At 67.5% G+C, this 26,074-nt stretch carries 20 protein-coding genes and 1 tRNA gene; 10 read left to right on the top strand and 11 right to left on the bottom strand.

Annotation, left to right across the window (positions count from 1 at the left end):
• Positions 1-72: 72 nt before the first annotated feature.
• On the bottom strand, positions 73-1,701 hold the full coding sequence (locus VH569_RS15885; RefSeq protein ID WP_423316207.1) for a hypothetical protein: 1,629 nt from the start codon (positions 1,699-1,701) through the stop codon (positions 73-75).
• Between the two features lie 333 nt (positions 1,702-2,034).
• On the opposite strand from VH569_RS15885, the gene VH569_RS15890 reads away from it, so the two are divergent.
• The 3 genes from VH569_RS15890 (at position 2,035) to VH569_RS15900 (ending at position 4,292) form a co-directional block, all read left to right on the top strand.
• The gene (locus VH569_RS15890; RefSeq protein ID WP_423316208.1) at positions 2,035-2,829 is read left to right on the top strand and encodes a hypothetical protein; all 795 of its coding nucleotides are present in this window, start codon (positions 2,035-2,037) and stop codon (positions 2,827-2,829) included.
• 213 nt (positions 2,830-3,042) lie between these two features.
• A complete protein-coding gene (locus VH569_RS15895) occupies positions 3,043-3,471 on the top strand; it encodes a response regulator (protein ID WP_109050065.1) in 429 nt (142 codons plus the stop codon).
• Between the two features lie 320 nt (positions 3,472-3,791).
• Positions 3,792-4,292: a single-stranded DNA-binding protein gene (locus tag VH569_RS15900; protein WP_423316209.1), complete on the top strand. Its 501-nt coding sequence runs from the start codon at positions 3,792-3,794 to the stop codon at positions 4,290-4,292.
• A 77-nt stretch (positions 4,293-4,369) separates the two neighbouring features.
• Here the strand turns inward: VH569_RS15900 and VH569_RS15905 are convergent, their stop codons facing one another.
• The gene (locus tag VH569_RS15905; protein WP_423316210.1) at positions 4,370-5,272 is read right to left on the bottom strand and encodes a LysR family transcriptional regulator; all 903 of its coding nucleotides are present in this window, start codon (positions 5,270-5,272) and stop codon (positions 4,370-4,372) included.
• Between the two features lie 130 nt (positions 5,273-5,402).
• Between VH569_RS15905 and VH569_RS15910 the strand changes: the two genes are divergently transcribed.
• Positions 5,403-6,596, top strand: a complete 1,194-nt coding sequence (locus VH569_RS15910; RefSeq protein WP_423316211.1) for an MFS transporter — start codon at positions 5,403-5,405, stop codon at positions 6,594-6,596.
• Between the two features lie 9 nt (positions 6,597-6,605).
• Here the strand turns inward: VH569_RS15910 and VH569_RS15915 are convergent, their stop codons facing one another.
• Complete coding sequence (locus tag VH569_RS15915) at positions 6,606-7,370, bottom strand: class I SAM-dependent methyltransferase (RefSeq protein ID WP_109050069.1); 765 nt, start codon at positions 7,368-7,370, stop codon at positions 6,606-6,608.
• A gap of 99 nt (positions 7,371-7,469) precedes the next feature.
• Between VH569_RS15915 and VH569_RS15920 the strand changes: the two genes are divergently transcribed.
• The gene (locus VH569_RS15920; protein ID WP_423316212.1) at positions 7,470-8,321 is read left to right on the top strand and encodes a helix-turn-helix transcriptional regulator; all 852 of its coding nucleotides are present in this window, start codon (positions 7,470-7,472) and stop codon (positions 8,319-8,321) included.
• A gap of 235 nt (positions 8,322-8,556) precedes the next feature.
• On the top strand, positions 8,557-9,738 hold the full coding sequence (locus VH569_RS15925) for a hypothetical protein (RefSeq protein ID WP_423316213.1): 1,182 nt from the start codon (positions 8,557-8,559) through the stop codon (positions 9,736-9,738).
• Positions 9,739-9,913: 175 nt separating this feature from the next.
• Here the strand turns inward: VH569_RS15925 and VH569_RS15930 are convergent.
• The 5 genes from VH569_RS15930 to VH569_RS15950 all read right to left on the bottom strand — a co-directional run bounded on the left by VH569_RS15930 (position 9,914) and on the right by VH569_RS15950 (position 16,900).
• Positions 9,914-9,988 (bottom strand) — tRNA-Gln (locus VH569_RS15930).
• A 119-nt stretch (positions 9,989-10,107) separates the two neighbouring features.
• Positions 10,108-12,213 (bottom strand): hypothetical protein, encoded by a 2,106-nt coding sequence (locus tag VH569_RS15935; protein WP_423316214.1) that lies wholly within the window; start codon positions 12,211-12,213, stop codon positions 10,108-10,110.
• Complete coding sequence (locus tag VH569_RS15940) at positions 12,213-14,936, bottom strand: DUF4159 domain-containing protein (protein WP_423316215.1); 2,724 nt, start codon at positions 14,934-14,936, stop codon at positions 12,213-12,215. Before VH569_RS15940 ends, VH569_RS15935 begins: the two co-directional genes overlap by 1 nt.
• A 48-nt stretch (positions 14,937-14,984) precedes the next feature.
• Positions 14,985-15,914 carry a DUF58 domain-containing protein gene (locus VH569_RS15945; protein WP_423316216.1) on the bottom strand — a complete coding sequence of 310 codons (930 nt, stop codon included), beginning with the start codon at positions 15,912-15,914 and terminating at the stop codon, positions 14,985-14,987.
• A gap of 20 nt (positions 15,915-15,934) precedes the next feature.
• The gene (locus VH569_RS15950) at positions 15,935-16,900 is read right to left on the bottom strand and encodes an AAA family ATPase (RefSeq protein ID WP_199235535.1); all 966 of its coding nucleotides are present in this window, start codon (positions 16,898-16,900) and stop codon (positions 15,935-15,937) included.
• A gap of 313 nt (positions 16,901-17,213) precedes the next feature.
• Here VH569_RS15950 and VH569_RS15955 point away from each other — a divergent pair, with 313 nt between their 5' ends.
• The 3 genes from VH569_RS15955 to VH569_RS15965 all read left to right on the top strand — a co-directional run bounded on the left by VH569_RS15955 (position 17,214) and on the right by VH569_RS15965 (position 19,796).
• Positions 17,214-17,792, top strand: coding sequence for a DUF1285 domain-containing protein (locus VH569_RS15955; protein ID WP_423316217.1), 579 nt, complete (start codon positions 17,214-17,216; stop codon positions 17,790-17,792).
• Between the two features lie 32 nt (positions 17,793-17,824).
• Positions 17,825-18,463, top strand: coding sequence for a CoA pyrophosphatase (locus VH569_RS15960; RefSeq protein WP_423316218.1), 639 nt, complete (start codon positions 17,825-17,827; stop codon positions 18,461-18,463).
• Between the two features lie 73 nt (positions 18,464-18,536).
• Entirely contained in the window at positions 18,537-19,796 is a 1,260-nt protein-coding gene (locus tag VH569_RS15965; RefSeq protein ID WP_423316219.1) for a CCA tRNA nucleotidyltransferase, read from the top strand.
• Here the strand turns inward: VH569_RS15965 and VH569_RS15970 are convergent.
• Positions 19,772-20,986, bottom strand: coding sequence for a DUF2252 family protein (locus VH569_RS15970; protein ID WP_423316220.1), 1,215 nt, complete (start codon positions 20,984-20,986; stop codon positions 19,772-19,774). The genes VH569_RS15965 and VH569_RS15970 overlap by 25 nt on opposite strands.
• A 430-nt stretch (positions 20,987-21,416) precedes the next feature.
• Between VH569_RS15970 and VH569_RS15975 the strand changes: the two genes are divergently transcribed.
• The gene (locus tag VH569_RS15975) at positions 21,417-22,181 is read left to right on the top strand and encodes an SDR family oxidoreductase (protein ID WP_423316221.1); all 765 of its coding nucleotides are present in this window, start codon (positions 21,417-21,419) and stop codon (positions 22,179-22,181) included.
• A 70-nt stretch (positions 22,182-22,251) separates the two neighbouring features.
• On the opposite strand, the gene VH569_RS15980 is transcribed toward VH569_RS15975, so the two are convergent.
• Positions 22,252-23,820 carry a Ppx/GppA family phosphatase gene (locus VH569_RS15980; RefSeq protein WP_423316222.1) on the bottom strand — a complete coding sequence of 523 codons (1,569 nt, stop codon included), beginning with the start codon at positions 23,818-23,820 and terminating at the stop codon, positions 22,252-22,254.
• A 23-nt stretch (positions 23,821-23,843) separates the two neighbouring features.
• Positions 23,844-25,991 (bottom strand): RNA degradosome polyphosphate kinase, encoded by a 2,148-nt coding sequence (locus VH569_RS15985; RefSeq protein ID WP_109050081.1) that lies wholly within the window; start codon positions 25,989-25,991, stop codon positions 23,844-23,846.
• Positions 25,992-26,074 lie beyond the last annotated feature (83 nt).

The following is a 26,074-nucleotide window of genomic DNA, read 5'->3' on the forward strand; positions in this document are numbered from 1 at the left end:
TATCAAAAAGCCCCTCTTCCGCCGGGGAAGAAGGGCTTTTCGTGAAGGTCCGTCTCAGCTCGTTCCCAGGCTTCAGCGCGCCTTCGCGGTGGCCGGGGTCTGGCGGAAGGCGTCGTGCAGGTAGGGCGACAGCGACTGGCGCATGTTGCGCAGCCATTCGTGGATGATGATCAGCGAACGGGAGGCGACTGGCGGGGTCATGCCCAGCTTCACCAGATCCTCGCGGGTCATCGTCGCCACCTGATCCAGCCGGTGGCCGGTCAGGCGCGCCCAGGCCGGGGCGGTGCAGGGCTGCATGGAGATGACCTGCAGGCCCTCGCGCTCCACCATCTCCGCCTTGCGGCGAGCATACTGGCTGTCCTCCAGCTGGGAGAACGGGCCGGAGAAGCCGTTTTCCACCAGGACGCGCTTGGCCTTCGGGGCGATGGTCGCCACCCGCTCCAGCGTCGTCATGCCGGTGGACAGCGAGGCGAGATCGACGGTCACCGGGACCATGAAGGTCAACCGTTCGCCTTCGCCGACGTAATAGTCGAAGCCCGACACCTCGGCCCAGTTGAAGAACCACTGCGAGATGTTGCCGCCGAAGTCATACAGACGGCCGCCGCGCTGCAATTCCGGCCCGATCAGGTCCCAGAACTCGTAGAAGCCGTCACCCGAGCCCATCATGTTCATGAAGTCCTGGGTGATGCGGCGGTGTTCGACCACGTCCGGGCCGAACAGGCGGGCGAGACGCTCGTTCACCTCGTACTCGACGACCTTCAGCTGCAGGCCTTCCAGCATGGCGGTCGCCATCAGGTGATGGGACAGCAGCGTCTTGCCGACGCCGCCGCGGTCATTGAGGACGAAGATCGTGCCCAGCATGCGATCGCCTTTCCAGTATGCGTTTGTTGAGTCGTCTTGGGTCATCGTGGCAGGCATCGGTGGGAATACAGGAGAGCCGGTGCCCCGCGCAACCGCCGTGGACGTCCGATGGGAAGCCGGCTGCGGTTCCGGCCTAGTCATTGCGGGTTCGGGAGGCGTTTCATCCTCCCCGGTTCCAGTCTCGTCCTCTGCCGGCCGGTCTTCGGCAACGGCGGTCGCCGGTGCGAGCAGGTCCAGGGCAGGGGAGGCGGGTTGTGAAGGTTCCTCGACGGCTTTCGGGGCCGGTTCGCCCTCTTCGGGCGCGGGCTCTTGCGTCAGCGGCTCTTCCGCGACGGCGTTCGCCTGGGCATCCTCGCCATCAAGCCCGCCATCAAGCCCGGTCGTCTCGGTCAGCAGTTCCACATCGGAGTTGGGAGCCTCCGTTACGGGCTCGACAACGGAGTCGCGCCCGTCGTCCTTCTCGCCGTCCTTCTCGTGGCCGCCCTCATCCGCATCTTCGGCCTCTTCCTTCATCAGGCCGGCGGACAGGGCGGCTTCATGGACGGCGGCCAGGGTCTCGGCAGGAAGGGCTGCGGCGCCATGGTCGCCGGCGGCCTCGCCACGCCCTTCGTTTCCGACGAGGAAGAAGGCAGAGCGCAAGGTAACGGGCGAGATCGGCTGGTTGTCGCGGGCAGCCACCCCCAGTTTGGCCAGCAGATCGGAGATCTCGGCCCAGGACAGGCCGCGCTCGCGCATCAGCCCGATATCGGCATAGCTTTCGCGCACCGCCTGCATGGCGCTGCGGTTGCCAGCCGGGCGATCGGCAAGGAGCCGTTCAAGTTCCGAGCGGTCGATCGACACCGTATGGGATTCCGGCAAGATGAAATGGCGACGGGGAAGCGCCTGGATGTTGGATCGCAAGGAATCCATTCCCCTGGGGCCGAAAAAATAGTACAAGCGGCCATCACGCGCAAACGGTTTCCAAACGACATCAACGGCGCTAAACAGTGTTGCCCAATCGGGAACCCATCGGTGACGCCGGGCAACTTCGCCGACGCTCCGGCAAATGGCGCCATGACGTTGGCTTTTGGAACCACCCGTCGGTTGCGCGGGTTGCCATAAGGATGGACGCCGCCGTTTCCGGCGGATCGGACGTCTTCATCGGGCTGGGCTTGGAACCGGGGTAAGGCCAGGATGCCTCACGATTTTGGTTCGTCACGCGACCGGCGATCCGCACCCGTGCCGGGGGCGGGCATCGGCTTTCACGAGTTGCGGCAGGCGTGCGAAATCTCCGCATTGCGCGAGGATGTGGAGCGGCTGGCCCACGAGGCCGGCGCCCTGCGTGATGGCGTGGAGCAGGCCGTGGAGACGGTGCGCGACCGTTTTGCCGCGCTCACCGCCGAGGAAATGGCCGACCCGATGGTGCTGGCGCCGTTGCTGCAATTGGCGGTCACCACCCTGCTGGAAATTCGCGAGCAGGCACGGCAGTTGAACACCCAGACCGGCCCGCTGTCGGATGACGAGCGTCCGTCCTGGTTGGGAGCCGCCGACGCTCCCCGCCTGCGACAGCCTGCCGCAATGGCCTGGGGAGTGCCGGACGATGACGGCACGTCCGATGGCTGGGGCGACGACGATGGGCTGGAGCGGAGCGACGAACCGCTTCAGGCCGACAGCGCGCCGCCACGTCCGGCCGACTTGCCGGCCCGACCGTCCCAACCGGCCCTGGCCCCGCCGGCTTCGCAAGCGTCTCCCTCTCCCGGCCCCCTGGCACCGGCCCTGTCGCAGATTGCGGCGGCAAATCCATCCAGCCCAGCCTCTCCGTCATCGGCTCCGGCGTCCGCCCGAACCGCCGAGGGGCAGGCGTCCTGGCTTGTCAGCGAACCGGCGCCACCGCCGCCGCCATCCCGTGCGGCGACGGTACGGGCCACCGCCAGTGCTGGTCCAAGACCCAAGGGTGGAATCGACTGGCTGGGACCGGCCGGACGCTGACATCGGCAAAAACTGGATTTGGTGGACAGACGTCAAAAACGCTGCGACTCGCGGCGCCCGCACCCCTTTTGCGCCCGACGCAAAAGGTCAGATTCTGAACGATTGAGCTTGCAAATTCGGGGAGGTTCTAGTACAAACGGCGTATCGGTAAATGAAATTTTACCAAGATTCGCCGCATACCGCTCAACAGTTGCAACGTCCGAGGTCGGTCGCATGCTCCGGATCGACGCCATCGCCAAGCAGCATCTGCCCCATCGCACCCGTACGCCAGGGCAGCCGTTGCGCGTCATTCTGGTGGAGCATGACCCCGGCATCGCCGACGCCCTGTCGGTGGTGATGGCGGATCTGGGGCACACCGTCTGCGGCATTGCCCGGACAGAGTGTGAGGCGGTCGATCTGGCGCTGCGCGAACGTCCGGATCTGGCAATGACCGATGCGCATCTCGGCGGCGGAGACGGCATCGCGGTGGCACGCCGGCTGAACCTGGACCACGGACTGCGGTCCATCTTCCTGTCGGGCAACAGCGACCACGGCACCATGGCGCGCATCACCGAAACCTATCCGCTGGGCGTGGTGCACAGGCCCTTTTCGCATGCACAGCTGAAGATCGCCCTGGATCTGGCGGCGCGCCGCCTGCGCTGATCCCAGCGCCGATTGACGGGTTTCCAGCACTAAGCCGAAGGATTCGGTTTTCCCGCGCCTGTTCCTCTGCTATATTTGTTCATGGAGTGTTCTGGTTCGGGGCGGCAGGGCGAGTGCGCCGGTCCGAACATGGCCGGAGCATTTCCGACGGCGGTTGACCGGCGTCGGTCCCTCGTGCTTCGTTGCGCGGGACCGGGGGGATGGTCGCCATTGAACAGCCGGCCCTGCGAATGGGAACCCTCGGCATCTGGATGCCTCCGCCGGGCATCCTGACGGGTCGGCATGGATGCTGGGACACTCGCGCTTAGGAGCAACGAGCGATGAATGTTTGGACGTTTACGGGACGCCTGGGCGCGGACGGCGAATTGCGCACGACCCAGAGCGGCGAGAAGGTGCTGGGTTTCCGCGTCGCCAACGATGTCGGTTTTGGCGAGCGCAAGACGACTCAATGGGTCGATTGCTCGATCTGGGGCCGCCGCGCCGAGTCGCTCGCTCAGCACCTGACCAAGGGCAAGAGCGTCGTCGTTTCGGGCGAAGTGACCCTGCGCGAGTATGAGAAGCGTGACGGCACCCGCGGCGCCGGCCTGTCGGTGCGCGTGGCCGAAATCGACTTTACCGGCGGCGCCCGTGAAGAGGGTGGCGGCGGAAGCTTCGGCGGCGGCGGCGGCGGCTACGAATCGCGTGGCGGCGGAAGCGGCGGCGGCTATGGCGGTGGCAGCGGTGGTGGTGGCAACTACGGCGGCGGCTCTTCGGGCGGCAACCGTGGCGGCGGTGGCGCTCCGCCCCGTCACGAGGATCTCGACGACGAGATCCCGTTCTGACGCAATTTGCCAAAGCGGTGCGTTCCATCGGCCGGATGCCAGTCATCCGGCCGATTTCTTTTTCAGTGTCCGGTAAATCAACCCGCCAGCATCGCGCGCAGGCGCGGGGCCATATGGTCCAGAAAGGCTCGGACACGGCGTGGCGCACGGTCGCGGCCGGTATAGACGGCGTGGATTTCCTCGGTATCGACCAGCGTGTCGTCCAGCACCGCGACCAGCCGCCCTTCACGCAAATCGTCGCGGACGTGGTATTCGGCCAGCCGCGCCAGCCCCAGCCCCAGCAGCGCCATGTGGCGAACCGTCTCGCCATTGTTGGCCAGGATGCGTGTCGGCACTTCGCGGTCCACCAGCCGTCCGCCGGACTTCAGCGGCCAGACCGCGGCGGCACGGCGGAAATTGAAGCCCAGACAGTCATGCGCCTCCAGATCCGCGGCGGTCGTCGGCACGCCTTTGCGGTCCAGATAGGCGGGGGAGGCGACGATCCTCCGCCGGACGACGCCCAACCGCTGGGCCAGCAGCGCCGAATCGCTCAAGGGCCCGGCACGGAAGGCGACATCGACACGGGCGGCATAGAGGTCCACCACCTCGTCGGTCATCGTCACGTCCATCGTGATGCCGGGATGGTCACGCAGGAACTCAGGCAGCAGCGGCAGCAGGCAATGCTGGCCGAACGGCACCGAGGCGTTTGCGCGGATCAGGCCAGTCGGCGCGCGGGCGCCGCCGGCAATCTCCGCATCCAGCGCGTCCAACTCTCCCAGCAGCGCCTGTGCCCGTTCCCGATACAGCTCTCCCTCGGCGGTCAGGCGCAGCTTCCTGGTGGAGCGTTCGACCAGACGCACACCCAGCCGTTCCTCCAGCCGACCGACCAGCTTCGCCGTGGATGACGGTGTCATGCCGACATCGCGCCCGGCGGCGCTGAAGCTGCCCTGGACGGCAACCCGCAGGAAAACCCGCATTTCCCAGGCGCGCGGATCGCTCATTCCGGCATCTCCATCCTTACCTTGTCCCTGAATGACAAAATCATGCGAACTGGGCTGGTATTCCCGTTCCTGACCTTATGGCGCACATCGTCTCCCCAGCACAGTCCTTCTTGGAATGGAGACCTTGGAAATGCCACTTGCACTGCTGGCGCTGGCGATCAGCGCCTATGCGATCGGGACGACGGAGTTCGTGATCGTCGGCCTGCTCCCCACCGTAGCGAGCGACCTGGACGTCAGCCTGCCGCTGGCCGGCATGGTGGTCAGCGTCTATGCGCTGGGCGTCACGTTCGGCGCGCCGATTCTGACCGCGCTGACCGGCCGGGTGCCGCGCAAGCCGCTGCTGCTCGGACTGATGGGCGTGTTCGTCGCCGGCAACCTGCTGGCCGGCATCAGCCCCAATTACGAGACGCTGCTGGTGGCGCGGGTGCTGAGCGCCTTCGCCCATGGCGTCTTCTTCTCGGTCGGTTCGACCATCGCCGCCGATCTGGTGCCGGAAGACCGGCGCGCCTCGGCCATCGCCATGATGTTCTCCGGCCTGACCATCGCCATCGTCACCGGCGTGCCGCTGGGCACCTGGATCGGCCAGACCTTCGGCTGGCGCGCCACCTTCCTGGCGGTGTCGGCGCTGGGCGTCGTCGGCGGGCTGGGCGTCGCGGCGCTGGTGCCGGCACGGCTCAGCCAGCCGCCGGCCGCCGGTCTGGGCACGCAGCTGGGCGTCCTGGCGAAGCCGCGGCTTCTGCTGGCCTTCGCCATCACCGCACTCGGCTATGGCGGCACCTTCGTCGCCTTCACCTTCCTGGCGCCGATCCTTGAGACGATCACCGGCTTCTCGAACTCGACCGTCAGCCTCGTGCTGATTCTGTACGGTGCCGCCATCGCGGTCGGCAATGTCGTCGGCGGCCGGCTCGCCAACCGCCGGCCGGTTCGGGCGCTGGCCTGGCTGTTCGCCTTGCAGGCGCTGGTTCTGATCGTCTTCACCTTCACCGCGGACGCCAAGGTTCCGGCGCTGGTCACGCTGGCCGGCATGGGGGCGCTGGCCTTCGCCAATGTCCCGGGCCTTCAGCTTTATGTCGTCCAGCTGGCGCAGCGTCACGCGCCGGAAGCGGTCGATGTGGCGTCGGCGTTGAACATCGCCGCCTTCAACCTGGGCATCGCGGCGGGCGCCTTCTTCGGTGGGCAGGTTGTTTCCTCCCCGCTCGGTCTCGGCGCCACGCCGTGGGTCGGTGGCCTGTTCGTTCTGGGCGGTCTCGTCCTGACGCTGGCGAGCGGCGCGCTCGACAGGCGGGAGACCGACCGCCGGACGACTGTTCCGGCGGCCTGCTGAACCGGCCTGTCAAACCGGGTCCGCCTCCAGCGTCAGCGTGTCGAGCAGGAAGCTGCCGTCTTCGGTGATGTCGAAATGGGTGCGGACCTCCGCCGCCGCACTGCGCTGGAGCGAGCGGATGGCCTGGGCATGGAGGTCCGGGGTGCGGGTGCGGGCGGTCCACACCGGGAACTCCATGCGCAAACGACGCGGCGTCAGGGACCGGACAGCGAAGCCCGCCCGTGCCAATGCCGCCATCCATTCAGCCGCCGTATAGTTGCGGACATGCGACGGGTCGCGCAGCACCTCGACCACCTGCAGGTGGGTGTCCAGCACGGCGGCAGCCGGTGCGATACAGTCGATGAAGACCGCAATCCCGCCCGGTGCCAGCACCCGCCGCGCTTCCCGCAGTCCGGCCTCGAAATCACGCCAATGATGGGCGGTGAAGCGGCAGAGCACGACGTCGAACCGGCCATCCTCGAAGGGCAGCCGTTCGGCGGGCGCCTGCCGGGTGGCGATGTTGGACAGGCCGCGCTCCGCGGCGGTGCGGGCGACCACCTCCAGCATCTCCGGCGTCAGGTCGACGGCCACGACCTCCGCCACATGGGGAGCGGCGCGGTAGCTGACATGGCCGCCGCCGCAGCCCAGATCCAGAACCCGCGCGTTCGACCGGCCACGCAGGACCAGCTCGATCTGGTCCAGGTCGGCACCGCCGGCATGGACGGCACTGGACACATAGGCATCGGCCCGCGGGCCGTAATTCTCGGCGACGACGCCATGGTGAGTCCGGGTCATGGGGGGCTTCCTTGCAGTTGGCTGGCTGATGTGGCGAGCGTCGCGCCATTCGTAACCGGGTACAAGGCATGTGGTTATCCTGGTATAAGCACTGCCACCATGATCCGCACACCCACCTCCACCGGTCAGGCCCCCGTCGATCCAACGGCCGACCGCCGCCGCTTGCTCGCCTCCTTCCTGCGGCGCCACCGCGAACGGATCGCTCCGGCAGAGGCCGGTGTTCGAACCGGTTCCGCCCGCCGTAGAACGCCCGGCCTGAGGCGGGAGGAACTGGCGCAACTCTGCGGCATCAGTCCGACCTGGTACACGTGGCTCGAACAGGGCCGCGACGTTTCGGTTTCTCCCGCGGCATTGGCGCGCCTGTCGAATGCGCTGCACCTGACCCCGGCTGAGCGGGCCTATCTGTTCGAACTAACCCGCAAGCGCGACCCGGACATGCCGGCAGCGGGGCAGGCGGACGGCCCTCCGCCGTCGCTGCTTGCGGCGCTGGCGGCGATGACAGCGCCAGCCTATCTCCTCGACCGGTGCTGGAGCGCCGTCGGCTGGAATCCTCGGGCGGAGCGGCTTTTTTCCGGTTGGCTGGCCGGCGCCGAAACCAATCTGCTGCGCTATGTCTTCCTCGATCCGTCGGCCCGCGATTTCATTCAGGATTGGGAGAATCGCGGCCGCCGGCTGCTGGCGGAGTTTCGTGCCGAAACGGCCCGGCACCCGGACGACCCGACGCTTCGCCAACTGGTCGACGAACTGCGGCAGGCCAGCCCCCTGTTCGCCCGGCTGTGGGAGGACCAGGGTGTTCTGGAGCGTGAAGGCGGCCTGCGCCGATTCAATCATCCATTGGATGGCGCCCTGACGTTGGAGCAGGTGACCCTGCGTCCGGGCGACCGGTCCGTTTTCACCTTGGTCATGCTGGTCGAGCCAGCTGCGAACGAGGTCGCGGAGATCCAAGGGTAAGGCTGCCGATCCGGCTGCCCTTCGCCGTTTGGCACCTGATCACTGGCGGTCAGGGAGCACGGCTCGTAATTTTCTGCCGCAAACCATTGCAGGAAAATGCAATTGCGTGTTTTTCATACCCTGAGGTTGTGCTACTCTAATGCCGTTTTCGTTCAGCTTGAGCGATCTTAAAAGCGTCATACGAATAACACGCGTCGAGCTGAAAACGAACGCAACAAAAATCAGGGGAAGGCCTATGGCGCGCTTTATTGCGGGTGGTTCAACCGGGGTTAACACCGACAATATCTATATTGCCGATCTTCTGTATGCGCAGATATCCGGTGCAAACAGCACCTTTATTTCGGCAAGCTACGGTGGCGGTGCAGTCACCGAGTTTTATGGAAATTTCGCATACAATTCGACGGGCACCAATGTTGTGGGCGGAACGATTTCTGCCATACGCTCGCTGTCGAATGGCAGGCCGACCTACACCGTCGAAAACCTGTCGGTTCCCGCGACCACCTTCCTCGCGTGGCTGTCCAGTGGCGCAAGCAGCAGCGCACGGTCCTCGATCCTGTCAGGTTCGGACACGATGTTCGGGTCGGATTTCAACGATACAATTCGGGGATATGCCGGAAACGATACGATTCTGGGTGGCGGCGGATCGGACCTTCTGGATGGCGGCTACGGGAACAACGTTATCGACGGTGGTGACGGCGTCGATACCGTCCAACGTGATAGGAGCACGTATTGGAATACCGCCTTCAGCTATGGCGGGTCCGTCTATGTTTATGACTCGAATGGTTACGATCAGTTGATCGGGGTCGAATACATCCGCTTCGAGGATCGTACGGTTGCAACCTCAAGCGTTGCTGCACTGGATCCGCTGTCTTATCTGGCAGCGAATCCCGATCTGGCCGCCGCGTTCGGCGGAAACACCGCGCCGGTGTTGAGCCATTATCTGAGCGCCGGCATCCGCGAACACCGGTCGACGACCTTCGATGCCGCGGGCTATCTTGCGGCTAATCCCGATCTGGCCGCCGCGTTCGGTGCGAACACTGTTGCCGCCACCCAGCATTATATCAATGCCGGACGTCTGGAAGGACGCAGCACCAGCTTCAATGCAATGAGCTACATCGCCGCCAATCCCGATCTTATCCAGGCGTTCGGAGCGGATAAGAGTGCTGCAGCGCTCCACTATGCCACCACTGGGCGGCTTGAGGGCAGGTCGACGACTTTCAATGCGTCCGCCTATCTTGCGCGCTACCCGGACCTTCGCGGGATGTACGGCACCAGCGAACTGGGGGCTGCGACGCATTATGTGACATCGGGGTATCGCGAGGGACGGTCTGCCGCTCCGCTGACGACATCCACCAGCCGTTCCGCGCAGTTCCTGGCATCCGAACAGGCTTCGGCTTCACTGGCCGCCGCTCTTTAACACATGAATGGCTCGGGACACCCGCAAGGCAAGTGCTCCCGAGCCATCCGCCTCCGGTCTCGGCGCCCCGGTACAGTGCCGATCTCGGAAGGGGTTGGTACTGTACCGGCTGCCAAAAACGCGAAAACCCGCCGAAGGGCGGGTTGGAAGTCTGCTGTATCAGCAATTGGAAAATTGGCTGGGGCGGCAGGATTCGAACCTGCGGATGGCGGTACCAAAAACCGCTGCCTTACCACTTGGCGACGCCCCAACCGGCGCGGCGATCTCTCGTATCGCCGGAAGGAGCGGCACCATAATCGGAAGACCGGCCGAACGCAACAGGCTGTTTTCAGAAAATTTTCTCAGGCTATCGGCCCTCCCCGAGGCTGCTCAGCGGCCCTCCCGGCGCCATGCCATCAGCAGCCCGCCCAGCACCAGGGCCAGCACCGCACCAACCGGCAGCAGCGGCACGTCTGTCACGCCGGTGACAGTATAGTCGCCGTTGGCGCGCAGGCCGATCCAGCCGGAGCCGGTCTGGCTGCGGTCGGGCTGGGTGCGGCGCACATCGATGCCGGGATTCGGGCCGCTGTCGGTGTCGGTCACCCAGTGGATGCCGCCGCCGGTCGCCTCCGCCACCGGCTGCATGCGGTCGCCGGTGGACCTCACGTCAGCCAGTTCCGGCGTGTTCACGGCACCAACCACCGCCAGCGTCGTCCGCTCCCCATCGGAGATGCGGTAGATGCCGGGGGCCGCGGCGGTCACGGTGGCGATGGCCCGGCCGGTGCGGTCGTCGGTCAACTGAAGCGTGCTGGTCCGGTCGGACGGATCGGTGATGGTGACGGAGCGCGGGTCGGGCGTCAGGGACCGGCGTTCGACCGTGATGCGGTTGCCGTCCACATGGGCGCGCAGGTCGTTCTCCTCCAGCTCCGGCTCCTTCATCAGCCAGTGAGCGAGGCGGCGCAGAAGCTCCGCCTGCGGACCGCCGCCTTCGAAGCCGCGGCTCCACAGCCAGATCTGGTCGGAGGCGAGCTGCGCCACCCGGCCCTTGCCGACGCGGTCCAGCACCAGAAGCGGGCGGTTGCCGGCACCCTGCATCACCACGGTGCCGCTGTTGGGCGTCACATCCACCTGATGGAACCAACGGCCCCAGCTCGGTGCCGCGTCCAGCCGGTCGCCGGGCAGTCCGGCGGTCACCGGATGGCGGCGGCCGACATCGGTCACGGTCGGCAGGAACGGGCTGTCCACCGTCTGGCCGCTGGGCGCCGCCGGCAGGATCGATCCCAGCGGCGTGCGGTACAGCGACAGCGGCCCGGCATAGCCCTGGCCGGAGGTTTCCAGCAGGGCGCCGCCCTTGCGGACATAATCGGCGATATTCTCCAGATACATCTGCGGCAGCACGCCACGGCGGCGGTAGCGGTCGAAGATGATCAGGTCGAACTCGTCCAGCTTCACCTCGAACAGCTCGCGGATCGGGAAGGCGATCAACGACAGCTCGCGGATCGGCGTGCCGTCCTGCTTCTCCGGCGGTCGCAGGATGGTGAAATGGACCAGATCCACCGCCGGATCGGCCTTCAGCAGGTTGCGCCACGTGCGCTCGCCGGCATGGGGTTCGCCGGAAACCAGCAGCACGCGCAGCCGGTCGCGCACGCCGTTCACCACCACCGCTGCGCGGTTGTTGGCGAGGGTCAACTCCTGCTTCGCCGGCTCGACTTCCAGTTCCAGCACGTTCTGGCCGCCATGGGTGATCGGCAGGTCGACGCGAACGTCGCGGCCGACCGGCACGCGGATGGTGCTGGGGCCGCCGCCGTCCTGGCGCAGGGTCACCGCGGCGTCGGCGGACTGGCGGCCGGGCATGTCGTCGACGCGGATGGTCAACTCGACCGGCTTGCCGACAAGGCCGTAGTTCGGCGCCTGCACGATGGCGATGCGGCGGTCGCCCTCGTCGCGGTCGCCGGTCAGCAGCGTGTGGATCGGGCCGATGTCGGCCAGCTTGCCAGGCACCTGCGGAACGTCATGCACCTGACCGTCGGTGATGAAGACGGCACCGGCCATGCGGCGGTGCGGCACATCGGCCATCGCACGGTTCAGCGCATCGAACAGATGGGTCTCGTTGATGGTGCCGCCGGTCTCGCCGCCCTCGGCGCTGCGGACGACGCGCACCTCCAGGTCGTTGAAGCGCTTCAGCCGCTCGGTCAGCTGTTCCGCCGCACGCTCGGTGCGGGCGCGGCGGTCGCCGATCGCCTGGCTCGGCGAATCGTCGATCACCACGATGGCGACGTCCTTGATCGGGTCGCGCTTCTCCTGGACCAGCGAGGGATTGATCAGCGCCAGGGCCAGCACTGCCACCGCCAACAGGCGCAGCCATGTGCCGCGCGCCCGGCGCGCTGCCGCGATCAGCACCACCAGCAAGGCGAAGCCGAAAAGTGCGCCCAGCACCGGCCAGGGCAGCAGGGGCGCCAGCGCCACGGAAAGTCCGGAGAACAGATCGACGGGCATCACTGGCCGAGCCTTTCCAGGATGGCGGGCACATGGACCTGATCGGCCTTGTAGTTGCCGGTCAGCGCGTACATCACGAGGTTGACGCCGAAGCGATAGGCGATCTCGCGCTGACGCTCGCCGCCGGGGATGACCGCGAACATCGGCTGGCCGTTGCGGCCGACCGCCCAGGCCGACGCCCAGTCGTTGCCGCCGATGACGACGGAGGACACGCCGTCATTCGCCGGCCCCTCCCGCGCTTCGATCCACAGCTGCCCGCCGGCGTAGCGACCGGGGAAGTCGGTCAGCAGGTAGAAGGACTTGCGCAGCACATGATCCTGCGGCACCGGGGCCAGCGGCGGGATGTCCAGCCCCTCCACCAGCCGTTGCAGAACGGCCGGACCGCCGCCGGGCGCCTGATCGCGGGTGTCGAACAGGATGGTGCCGCCGCTGCGCATATACTCGTTCACCCGCTGGCGCGCCTGATCGGACAGGGCTTTCTGCCGATCCGACACCGGCCAGTAGAGCAGGGGATAGAAGGCCAGCTCGTCCTGTTCGGGATCGACGCCGACCGCTCCGGCCGCTTCGACGGCGGTGCGCAGGCCGAGCACGCTGACCAGCCCCTCAAGCCCGGCGCGGGCGGTGTCGTCGACGCTGCTGTCGCCGGTCTGGACATAGGCGAGGTAGGTCTCCGCCGTCACCTTGACCGCCTTGTCCTGGTCGAGCGCGCGGGCGGGCTGCGGCGCTGAAGACAGCGCGAGTGCCAGCAGCAGGCCGGCCGCCGCCCCGCCAGCCCTACGCCGCAGAGCGGGCGGGCGCAGCAAGCCACGCAGGGCCAGCGCGATCAGCAGGTCGATGGACAGCAGGGCGAGGGCCGCCGACAGCAGCGACGGCTTCAGCGGAACCTCGCCGCGGCCGCCATAGCCGTCGCGGCCCACGCCGGCCGGCATCGGCGGCAGCGGGTCGATGGCGGTGACGGCAGCCGACAGGTTCAACGCGCGCCGGGCATCGTCGGTGCCGTAGAACCCCGGCGGATGGCGCGGTCCGATGACATCGGCGGCAGCATTGCCGGGGATGGGGAAGGCGGTGGGCGGCGGCGCAACCAGCCGGCCGGTGCCGTCCAGCACCTCGACCGGATCGAGCGAGGCGGTGGCTGCCGTTCCCGTCACGCCGCCGCTGAGCGCGACCAGCCGACGCAGCATGTCGACGAACAGGCCCGACAGCGGCAGGTTCGACCAGTCCGGGCTGGCGGTGGTGTGGACCAGCACGATCCAGCCGTCGCCGCGCTTCTGCGAAGTGACCAGCGGCGTGCCGTCGGCCAGCCTCGCCCAGGTGCGGTCGGCCAGATCCAGCGCGGGCTCGGCGAGCACCTGCCGGTTCACCTGGACATCGGGCGGGATGGTCAGCCCCTCGAAGGGCGATTTCGGCGGGAAGGGCTGGAGTTTTGCCGGCTCCGACCAGGACAATGCGCCGCCAAGCGCACGGTCGCCGATGCGCAGCCGCTCCGGCACCAGCGTGTCGGCATGCTGGGCCAGACGCGGGCCGGCGAAGCGGACCAGCACGCCACCCTTCTTCACCCAATCCTCGATGTCCTGAACCTCGGTCCCGGTCAGGGCGCCGATGTCGGACAGGATCAGCACGGCCAGATCGCGCTTCAGCAGATCCAGCGTCTCGCCGCGACGCACCTCGTTGTAGGGCGACAGCGCGCGTTCGAGATAATAGAGATCGGACAGCAGCGGCTGGCTTTCCCCTTCCGCCCGGCCGGACGCGAGACCGACGGGGCGGCGGCGCCAGCGCTCGTCCAGCAGGACGGTGGCGCCGGCGGTGGTATCGCCTTCGACCCGCAGGCTGGCGGCGTCGTTGCGCAGCTCGGTCGGCACGTCCAGCCGCACCTCCCGAACCTTCTGGCCCGGCTCGAAGCTGACGGTCTGGCGGGTCAGCAGCCGGCCGTCGGCAGCGGCGAGGCGGACGGTCACCGGCTCCGGTTTCGACGGGTCGGCGCGGACGACGCGGGCGGTCAGTGCCGTGCCCTCGCTGGAGGGCGGCAGCAGCAAATGAGGGGGATGCTCGGCGGAATCGTCGAGAACGTCGGCGGAGCCCAGCCGCTGCAATCCGGCGGCGAGAGCGGCGGCCTGTTTGTCGCCGACGCCGTCGCTGAGCCACACCGCATGGATGGAGCCGCGCCCGTTGGCCTGCGTGGCCACCGCCTTCAGGGCCTCCAGCGCCGCGGCACGGTCGGTCGGCCAGGGCAGGGGAACCATCGCCTGGGCCAGACGGCGGGCCTCGGGTGCCGGCAGGACGGCGCTTGCATGAATCTGTTGCCCGTCGGCGGCCGGGGCGGTGGGCAGCAGGATCACCGGCCGCTGCTGGCGGTCGGCCTGGGCGATCAGCTCGTCCATCGTGCGCTTGCGGGTCGGCCAGTCGCGCCCGGCCGCCCAGCCATTGTCGACCACCAGCAGCAACGGCCCGCCGCCGGGCAGTGCCGCCCGCGGGTTCAGCAACGGACCGGCCAGGGCCAGGATGATCAGCGCCGCCACGATCAGCCGCAGCAGCAGCAGCCACCACGGCGTCCGAGCCGGCGTCTCCTCCCGCGCGATCAGATCGCGCAGCAGGCGGATGGCGGGGAACTGGATAGCCCGTGGTGCCGGCGGTGTGACGCGCAGCAGCCACCATAGGACCGGCAGGGCAGCCAGTGCGGTCAAGACCCAGGGGGCGGCGAAGGCGATCGGTCCGAGACCCAGCATTGGCGCGTCTTCACGAGGGGGAGGGGCGAGAAGGGGTAGGCCGGCGCGTCACACCGCCTCCATCGCCATCGCACCCCAGAGGGTGAGCAGCGCGGATTGCGGCGAACGGTCGGTGCGATGAACGGCGAAACTCCAGCCGGCGGTGCGGGCAAGCGCCGCCAGCCCGTCCTGCTGCGCCTTCAGGCGCTCGCGGTAGGCGTCGCGGACGGCCTCGACACGGGGGACCAGCAGATTTTGTTCGCCCTCCAGGCCGTGGAAATCGATACGGCCGTCATAGGGCAGCGTTTCTTCGGCCGGATCGAGGATCTGGACCAGATGGCCGCGCAGGCCCCGCCCGGTGAGACCGGCAACGATGGCGTGGATTTCCGGCAGGGGGGACAGCAGGTCGCCGAACAGAACCGTCTGCGCATGGCGGGGCAGGGGTTCCACCCGCGGCAGCGGGTCGGGCGCGGCAGCGGCACGCGGGTCGGTCATCAGCCGGGCGATGCGGTCGATGGCGGTCTTGCCGTGGTCGGGACGCACGCCGCTGTTCAGCAGGGCGACCCGCTCGCCGCCGCGGGCCAGCAGCACGGCGGTGGCGAGCGTCAGCAGATCCGCCCGCTCCCGCTTGGTCGGCAGCCCGGCGACGGAACGGAAATCCATGGAGGCGGAGCGGTCGCGCCACAGCCAGACGCTCTGCGCCGCCTCCCATTCATTCTCGCGGACATAGACCGGCTGGGTCTTGGCCGACTGGCGCCAGTCGATCATCGACGGGGCGTCGCCCGGCTGGTAGCGGCGGAACTGCCAGAAGGTCTCGCCCAGCCCGACGCGGCGTCGCCCATGCACGCCCTGGGCGACGGTCGCCGCCACCCGCTCCGCCGCGACCAGAAGCGGAGGCAGGGTGGATGCCAGCTCCTCCGCACGATGCCGCGCCAGCAGGGTGTTCGACAGCTGACCCGGCGGCTGGCCTTTTTGCGGGGAGTTTGGGCTGCGCGGCATTGCGGCTCCGCTTCGAGGGGTCAGGCCAGGGGCGCGCAGAGGCGGTCGATGACGTCGTCAAGCGTCACCCCGTCGGCCCGCGCGGCAAAGTTCAGCGCCATGCGGTGTTTCAGGATCGGCTTGGCCAGCGCAACGACATCGTCCAGCGATGGCGACAGGCGGCCGTCCAGCACCGCACGGGCGCGGGCGGCGAGCATCAGCGACTGGCTGGCGCGCGGGCCGGGGCCCCAGGCGACATGCTGGCGCACCTCCATCAGCTCCGACGTCTCAGGCCGACCGCGGCGGACGAGGTCGAGGATGCCGTCCACCACCCCTTCACCGACCGGCACGCGGCGGACGAGGCGCTGTGCAGTCTGAAGATCGGCGGCGGACAGCACCGTCACCGCGCGCTCGTCGGTGGCCCCGGTGGTGGCGATCATCATCCGCCGTTCCGCCTCGCGGTCGGGATAATCGACGTCGATCTGCATCAGGAAGCGGTCGAGCTGGGCTTCCGGCAGCGGATAGGTGCCTTCCTGCTCCAGCGGATTCTGGGTCGCCAGCACGTGGAAGGGCTGGGGTAGGGGGTGGTACTGGCCGGCGACCGACACCCGGTGCTCCTGCATCGCCTGGAGCAGGGCCGACTGGGTGCGCGGGCTGGCACGGTTGATCTCGTCGGCCATCAGCAGCTGGCTGAACACCGGACCGGGCAGGAAGCGGAAGGACCGGCGTCCGTTGTCGCCCTCCTCCAGCACTTCGGAACCCAGGATGTCGGCGGGCATAAGGTCGGGCGTGCACTGGATTCGCTTTTCGGCGAGGCCCAGCACGGTGCCCAGCGTTTCCACCAGCCGCGTCTTGGCAAGGCCGGGAACGCCGATCAGCAGGACATGGCCGCCGGCCAGAAGGGTGACCAGCGTGCGGTCGATCACCTCCTGCTGGCCGAAGATCACGCGGCCGATGCGGTCGCGGACGGAGGCAAGGCGGTCGCCCAGCGCCTCGATCTCTTCCATCAGCCGTTGCGGGTCCTCCGGCACGGGAGGCTGCCCCCTCAGGATGTCCTGTGCGCTCAAGGTCTGCTGCTCCCCGATGGTGGGCCGATCGGTGTCATGGTCGCAGGATTCCGCGACGCGAAACACGGGATCCGCATGGTTGGCCCTGTTCCGGCACCTTGTCGACACCCATTTTCCGAATCCCGCCGCCGGATGTGCCGCCGGACGGGTGGTGGCGCCAGGACCATTGGAGTGGACCTAGCGGCCGAGTGTGGCGAAAATGCGCATGTCCGGGGACAAAGCGGTTCCCAATCCTATGAAGGTCGGTAACGCGATGGCGAATGACAAGCGCTCAGATGGACAAACCGTTCCGGAGACGCCGCCGGTTCTGCCGTCCGACTTGCCGGTGGCGCTGGGACGGACACCGACGCTGGAGCAGTACGACATCCGCATTGCGCGCGACGGCACCTGGTTCCACAATGGCGATCCCATCCGCCGGATCGAACTGGCGAAGCTGTTCTCCACCGTCCTGAAGCGCGACGACGACGGCGATTACTGGCTGATCACGCCTGTCGAGCGCGGCCGGATCGTCGTGGACGACGCCCCTTTCGTCGCGGTGGAGATGACCGTGACGGGCAGCGGGGCCGATCAGGTCCTGTCCTTCCGTACCAACCTCGATCACTGGGTGGAGGCCGGCCCCGAACATTCGATCCGCGTCGCCGTTAACCCTGAAACCGGGGAGCCGGCACCCTACATCGAAATCAGAAGCCGGCTTGAGGCGCTGATCCTGCGGCCCGTGTTCTACGACATGGTGGAGCGCAGCGAGACGCGCCAAACCGAAACCGGCGAGTCCGAGGTGGGTCTATGGAGCAACAAGGTCTTCTTCACGCTGGGCAGGCTGCCTGGCGACTGAGCCTGGAGGAAGTCCGCCGGCGCTTGCCGGCGATGAGCACCGATGCGGCGGTAGAGAGTGCCGTCCTGTCGAACCGGACGGCGCCGAAGCATGCCGCCAAGATCCGGGGCGATCACGACCTCAATCCGGAAATGGGACAGCCTTCCACGCTGCGCGAGGCGGCGGTGCTGGTTCCGCTGGTCGACCGGCCGGAGGAACTGACCGTCATCTTCACCCAGCGCACCGCGACGCTGAGCGCCCATGCCGGCCAGATCAGCTTCCCCGGCGGCCGGATGGAGCCGGAGGACGGCACTCCGGAAGAAACCGCACTCCGAGAAACGGCCGAGGAGATCGGGTTGGAGCGTGGCCGGATCGAGATTGTCGGCCGGTTGGACACCTATGTCACGCGCACCGGGTTCCGGGTGACGCCGGTGGTCGGGGTGGTGACGCCGCCCTTCATCCTGACGCCCGACCCGACCGAGGTGGCCGAGGTGTTCGAGGTGCCGCTGTCCTTCATCCTCGACCCGTCGAACCCGCAGCGCCACAGCCGCGAGTTTCTGGGGAAACCGCGCTGGTTCTATGCCTTCCCCTATCCGCAGCGTTACATCTGGGGGGCGACCGCCGGCATGCTGGTGAACCTGCGCGACGTGCTGGGTGCTGCCGCCCGCGAAACGGGGGAGGGGGCGGACTGACGGTGCCAAAACCGAAGGCCCCAAACCCAACGGCGGTGGAATGGGGACCGGGAATCGGATAGCGTCGCGCGCCATGACCGTTGCCGCACGCCTGTCGCCCCAGCCCTGGATGACCGCTCCCGAAAGCCTCGCGCTGTTCGATGCCCTGGCATCGGGCGGTGCCGACGCGCGATTCGTCGGGGGCTGCGTGCGCGATGCGTGGCTCGGCCGGCCGGTGAAGGACATCGACATCGCCACCCATGCGCCGCCCGAGCGGGTCATGGAACTGCTGGAGGCGGCGGGAATCCGCGTCATCCCGACCGGCCTCGCCCATGGCACCGTCACCGCGCTGTGCGGCGGCAAGCCCTACGAGATCACCACGCTGCGGCGCGATGTGGAGACTTTCGGCCGCCATGCCCGTGTCGAATTCACCGACGACTGGATCGAAGACGCCGCCCGCCGCGACCTGACCATGAATGCGCTGAGCTGCACGCCCGATGGGGCGATGTTCGACCCGTTCGGCGGTCTGGCCGACCTCGCCGCCGGACATGTGCGCTTCGTCGGCGAAGCCCGACGGCGGATCGAGGAGGATGTGCTGCGCCTGCTGCGCTTCTTCCGCTTCCACGCCCATTACGGCCGTGGCGAGCCGGATGCCGAGGCGCTGGCCGCCTGCCGCGACCTGGCACCGCGCCTGCCGACGCTGTCGGGCGAACGGGTGCGGGGGGAACTGTTCCGCCTGCTGACCGCCCCCTGCGCCGCTTCGGTCTGGCGGTTGATGATGGGGCAGGGGATCATGGTCCATCTGCTGCCGGAGGCGATGGACACCGGCCGGCTGGAGCGGTTGATCGCCGTGGAACGCGATCTCGGCCTGACGCCCGACCCCACCCGCCGGCTGGCCGCCGTGCTGGACAGCGACAGGCCGGGTGCACTCAGGGCTGCCGACGCTTTGCGCCTGTCCAAACACGAACGGGACCGCCTGCTGGCCCTGGTCGAACCGCCGGTCGTGGTGGCGCCAGCGGACGACCGCAAGGCCCTGCGTCAGGCGCTGTACCGCGTCGGCGATGCGGAGCTGTTCGGCGACCTGTTGCTGATCGCCGCCGCCATCCATGACGGTCCGCTGGATTTGGGTGCGTTGCGCAAGGCCCTGTCGGTGGCCGACGACCTGCCGGGCCTGAGGCTGCCGATTGCCGGTCGCGACCTGCTGGAGCTTGGCGTTCCGCGCGGCCCGATGGTCGGCGGAACGCTGAAGCGCGTCGAGGCCTGGTGGATCGCCGAGGATTTCCAACCGGACCGCGACGCCTGCCTTGAAATGGCGCGTCGCCTTCCCGATCAGGCGTCCGGCCGTTCGGCGTAGCGGCGGCAATGCTCCAGATAGGCCGCTTCGTGACCGACGATCAGGTCGACGATGCTGGACCACAGCCAGGACGGAGCATCAAGGCTCTTGGTCCGGTTGCGCGCCAGTTCGCCGCGCCATGACTTGCGCGTCGCCTCGTCCATCTGGCGGGCATGCGCCTTGCCGACCACAGCGGCCAGATAGAAGGCGACGCGGGTCGCTTCCTCGCGCGTCAGATGATCGAAGTCGAGCTTGATGTCCTGCGGCAGCAGCTCGCGCAGGAAGACGGCGCGGTCGAGCAGGCGGGCAGGGCGCATGCGGTCGCCGAGATAAGGCGAGAGATTCTGCGCGCCGGTCACCACGCGTTCCGCATTGTCGCGCGGCATGCCGTTCTTGGCGGCACGCGGTGCTGCGGCCTGGACCGCCTCCTTGATGTCGATCAGGCTGAGGCCGCCCTCGTCGTAATGACCCTCGCCGACGCCGAGAAGCACCGCGATCCGCAGCCGGCCGAGCGAACTGCAACCCTTCACCCAATAGGCCGCATCCAGCAGCTCGATCCGGTCATTGTCGTCGCGGGAGTGCAGGGCGGTCACCAGACGGCGGACCTGATCCTTGGCGAACAGATCCTCGACGGCGGCGCGCTCCTCGTCGGTCAGCGGCCAGAACCGCTTGCCAAGCGGGATGGTCGGCCGGATGTCCTTGATGCGGTCCTTGGCAAGATGCTTCCAGGTGCGGCCGATGGCCTGACGCATGCCGACGCGGACGACCGACGGCCTCTTCCGCACCGCGTCGCCGCCCAGTTCGCCGTCGAGGGTCATCATGTAGCCCTCGATCATCCGCTCCAGCATCAGCGCCGTCGTGACGCCGGGCAGGTCGGACCCACGCGCTGCGGTGGCGAGCGACAGGCCGAGCCGGATCAGGTCGTGGGCGGGGTTGCCGACGACCGTCTGGTCGACGTCGCGAATCTGGATGCCGATCCTGCCCTTGGCATTGGCGACCGGCCCGAGGTTGCCGACATGGCAGTCGCCGCAGATCCAGACCGGCGGACCGTCGGGGATCCGGCCGCTGGACTGCTCCAGCCATTCGTAAAACTTCACGGTGCTGCCGCGCACATAGGCGTGAGCGGATTCGGCCATCTTGAGATTTCGGCGCTGAGACAGGACCGCTTGGCGCTGATCGGGCGGGGTGGGCTGGTTATTCGACGACATCATCCATCCGGATCCGAAGTTGCGAGGCCGGAAATGGGCAACGCATCGGTCATCCGCCATGCCGCAACCGGTCAACCCACAACGACCCAGCCATGCATGCTTACGGGGCATGTTCTTGGGAACCATCCCAAGCGAGCGAATGATGTTGCGACCGGGCGTGTCAGTGGTTTGCGCAAAATAGGAGTGTCAGTGAGACGGGCTTGGGCTTGAGACTCCCAGCCGTCGAAAACCCGACGGAAGACTGACACTTCTATGTTGCGAGGGACTGACATTCTGACTTTGCGCCTACACGCAAAAAACACATAAGTTAGGTTATGGAAAATAAAGCCGCTACTGTCCGCTTTGGCCTTGCGAATTCGAAAGCAAGAATCGGATAGCCCGAACCGGACCGGTTTCGCGACTTTCGGGCCATTCACCGCATGGGAGAATGGCAATGAAACAGCTGGACGGAAAGATTGCAATCGTCACGGGTGCCAGTTCCGGGATCGGGCGCGAGGCGGCGCTGCTGTTCGCCGAGCACGGCGCGCAACTGGTTCTGGTGGCCCGGCGGCGTGACGAACTGGAACGGCTGGCGGACGAGATTCGGAGCAATGGTGGCGATGCCGTCGCCGTGGCCGGCACTGTCGCGGATGCCGAGGTCGCACGCGCCGCGGTCGAAACCGCCATCCGCCGGTTCGGCGGACTGGACGTCGCCTTCAACAATGCGGGCACCACCGGCGCGCAGGTTCCGCTTCCCGAAATGACGGCGGAGATGTGGCACGAGGTGATCGATACCAACCTGACCAGTGCCTTCCATGCCGCCAAGCACCAGATTCCGGCGATGCTTTCCCGCGGCGGCGGATCGCTGATCTTCACCTCGACCTTCGTCGGCCATACCGTCGGCTTTCCCGGAATGGCCGCCTACGCCGCCAGCAAGGCCGGATTGATCGGTCTGACGCAGGTGATCGCGGCGGAATACGGACCGCAGGGCATCCGCGCCAACGCCTTGCTGCCGGGCGGCACCGATACGCCGATGGGACGGGCCGTGTCGAACACGCCGGAGGCGCTGGCCTTCGTCCAGGGGCTTCACGCCCTGAAACGCCTTGCTACTCCACGGGAGATCGCGCAATCGGCGCTCTACCTGGCGTCGGACGCGTCGAGTTTCACCACCGGAACCGCGCTGCTGGTGGACGGCGGCGTTTCGATCACCCGGACGTGATCACCCGGACATGAACGGGCAGGGCCGCATGCCATTCACCGGCGTCCGGCCCTGCCCTATTCCTCCGGCCCTACTCCGCCGCCTGCGGCCGCAGCGGCTGGACCACATCGCCCTTGAGATTCATCGCCTTGGCCAACGCGTCGATGCGGCGCTGCACCGCTTCGCCGGACGGGACGCTGCCGTCGTCGGGCAGGGTCAGCACGATGCGGCCATCACCGACCTTCAGGCTCGTGCGCTCCAGCAAGGCCGTGGCGCCGCCCGACAGCGTGTGGGCAAGGCGCAGGGCCAGACCCAGAACCAGCGCCTTCATGCCCTGCCCTTCGCTCACCAGCGTCCGCACCGGTGCGGTGAGCGGCACGTCGATGGTGCCGGCATAGCGGGCATGGGCGGCAAGCGCGAGGAAAGCGCGCTCGTCATGGTCCAGCGCCGGGAACGGATAACGCAGCACGCGCAGGAAGGCATGCTCCGCCCGGTAGTCGGGATGGTCGGCCCAGCCGACATCGCTCAGCAGGCAGGCGGCATGGCGCAGCCGGATGGCGTTGTCGTCCTCGCCGGCGAAAAGCCCGGCGGTCCAGGACATCAGCAAGGCCGGATCGCCCATCCGCACGAAGCGTCGCGCCCAATCGGCGGCCGACGCCATCAGCGGATCCTCGCGCTGCCCCTCCGGCGAGAGCAGCGAATAGAGATGCCCCTCGCGCAGGCCGTAGGCGGAGAAGACCAGCTTCGACGGCTGGGCGATGCGCAGCAGCCGTTCCAGCACCAGCCCGGCCAGAGGCAGCGTGTCGAGCCGGCGGCGCGATCCCGCCATCTTCTCCAGCGACGAGCGGCTCTGCCGGCCGATCAGGCCGGTGAACTCCCGCGCGTCGGCGGAGGGGATGGTGTAGTGGTGGATGATGTGCAGCGGGTGGCCGGACTGCTCCATATGCAGCTTGGCAATGGCGCGCCAGCTGCCGCCGACCGGGTAGAAGGGCCGCCCCTTCATCGCCGGCAGCCAGGGCAGCGATTCCAGATGCTGGTCGATCATCTTGGCCGGGCCGCCCTTGGTTGAGCCGACCTCCATCAGCCGCAGCGGGCCGAGCGGCAGAGTCACCTGCCTGCCGATCACGCCGCGGTCGAGAGGGACCAGTTCCAGACTGCCGCCACCGAGATCGCCGACGAGACCGTCCGCGCCGGGGGTGCCCGACAGCACGCCCATGGCCGACAACCGCGCCTCCTCCTCGCCACTGATGACGCGGACGGTCAGGCCGGCCCGGCGTCGGATGGCATCGACGAAGGCGGCACCGTCGCGGGCATCGCGCACGGCGGCGGTGGCGATCACGTCGAGCCGGCCGACGCGCATGCCCTGGGCCAGCGTCGCGAATCGTTCCAGCGCCGCCAGCCCCTGGGCGACGCCGTCGGGGTTCAGCACGCCGGCCTTCTCCACGCCGCGCCCGAGACCGCACAGCACCTTCTCGTTGAACAGGGCAAGCGGCGAGCGGGTCAGCCCATCGTAGACGACGAGACGGATGGAGTTCGACCCGATGTCGATCACACCCACCCGGTCTCCAACGCGCTCCCCGGCGGTCGCAACGCCTGAAGCGCTGCCGACCGCCTGCCCCAGCTCGCCGAAATTGGCGGCGGCGCGTTTCTCAATGTTCATACTCTCGCTCCCGTCACCCGCCCTCAGGACACCGTGTGCAGCATCAGCCGCGGCGGCGTGCGCTTATTGCTGAGCGCGCTGCCCCGGCCGGACAGGCTGGGGTTGGTCATGAAGTAATTATGGGCACTGAACGCATCGGGGCCAGCCTTGATGCGATGGTACACGCCATCGGGCCCCAGCTTCCAGGTGCTTGCATCGTCCTTCATGTTGGCGACCATGATCTGGTCGAGCACCTGTTCGTGCACTGTCGGATTCTCGATGGGCACCAGCGTCTCGATGCGGCGGTCCAGATTGCGGGTCATCCAGTCGGCGGAGGAGATGAAGATCTTGGCCTGATTGCTCGGCATGGGGTGGCCGTTGCCGAAGCAGATGACGCGGCCATGTTCCAGGAAGCGGCCGACGATGCTGCGCACCCGGATGTTCTCAGACAGCCCCTTCACCCCCGGACGCAGACAGCAGATGCCGCGGATGATCATGTCGATCTGAACGCCGGCCTGCGAGGCCTTGTACAGCTTGTCGATGATGACCGGATCGACCAGGGAGTTCAGCTTCACCCAGATCGACGCCGGACGGCCGGCGACGGCATGGGCGATTTCCGCCTCGATCAGGTCCGACAGCCGCTGGCGCAGCGTGATCGGGGCGATGGCGATCTTCTCCAGCACCTTGGGCGTGGCGTATCCGGTCATGAAGTTGAACATGACCGCGGCGTCGTGGCACAGCGCCGGGTCGCACGTGAAGAAGGACAGGTCGGTGTAGACCTTCGCGGTGATCGGGTGGTAGTTGCCGGTGCCGAAATGGACGTAGCTGCGCAGCGCCTTCTTCTCGCGCCGCACCACCAGCGACACCTTGGCGTGGGTCTTCAGATCGACGAAGCCGTAGACCACCTGGGCGCCGGCGCGTTCCAGATCGCGCGCCCAGCGGATGTTCGCCTCCTCGTCGAAGCGGGCCTTCAGCTCGACCAGAGCCGTGACCGACTTGCCGGCCTCCGCCGCCTCGATCAGCGCGGCGACGATCGGGCTGTCCTTGCTGGTGCGGTAGAGAGTCTGCTTGATGGCGACCACCTGCGGGTCGCGCGCCGCCTGCCGGATGAACTGCACCACCACGTCGAACGACTCGTACGGGTGGTGGACGACGATGTCCTTGTGGCGGATCGCCGCGAAGCAGTCGCCGCCGAAATCGCGGATCCGTTCCGGGAAACGGGCGTTGAAGGGGCGGAAGACCAGATCGGGCCGCTCGTCGACGATCAGCAGCTTGGTGTCGGTCAGGCCGATCAGCCCATCCAGGATGAAGACATCGTCCGACGCGACGTTCAGCTCATGCCGCAGGAACTCCCGCAGGTCGGCGGCCATGCCGCTGTCGGTGGCGAGCCGGATGACGCTGCCGCGGCGGCGGCGCTTCAGCGCGCTTTCGAAGGTGCGGACCAGATCTTCCGCCTCTTCCTCGATTTCGATCTCGCTGTCGCGCAGCACGCGGAAGACGCCGTGCGCCTTGACCTGGAACGGAGGGAACAGGCGGTCGATGAACTGCATCACCACCTTTTCCAACTGGATGAAGCGGATGTCCGAACCCGGCAGGCGCAGGAACCGCTCAAGCTGCGTCGGCAGCGGCACCAGCGCGTCGATGTGCCGGCCCTTGACCGGGTCATGCAGCTGGAGCGCCAGCGAGAATCCCAGATTCGGCAGGAAGGGGAAGGGGTGGGCCGGATCGACGGCGATGGGCGTCAGAATCGGGAAGATATCGTCCAGGAACTTGGCTTCCAGCCAGTCCAGTTCGCCTTCGCTGAGGTCGGCCGGATCGACGACCGAGATGCCGGCGCCACGCAGTTCACCCTTCAGCGAACGCCACGTGGCCTGCTGGCTCTCCATCAGGGCGGCGATGCGCTGCTTCACCGCGACCAGTTGCTGGGCCGGCGTCAGATTCTCAGGGCTGGGCGTCTTCACGCCGGCGGCCACCTGCCCTTTCAGGCCGGCGACGCGGACCATGTAGAATTCATCGAGGTTGCTGGCGGAGATCGACAGGAAGCGCAGCCGCTCCAGAAGCGGATGATTCGGGTTGGCCGCCTCGTCCAGGACGCGCTGGTTGAAGGCCAGCCACGAAAGCTCCCGATTGATGAAGCGTTCCGGGGCGTTTGGCTCGATACCGACCGAATCGAGTTCCTGGAGATGCGTCACGTCGACCTCTGAAATCGTGAAATCCCGAACGCCGGCGCTTGGCTTTGAACCATGCCGACGACGGTTATATGGTGGGCAGACAG

Origin of the sequence: Azospirillum sp. 11R-A (assembly GCF_049472615.1) — a bacterium.
Lineage (GTDB): Bacteria > Pseudomonadota > Alphaproteobacteria > Azospirillales > Azospirillaceae > Azospirillum > Azospirillum palustre.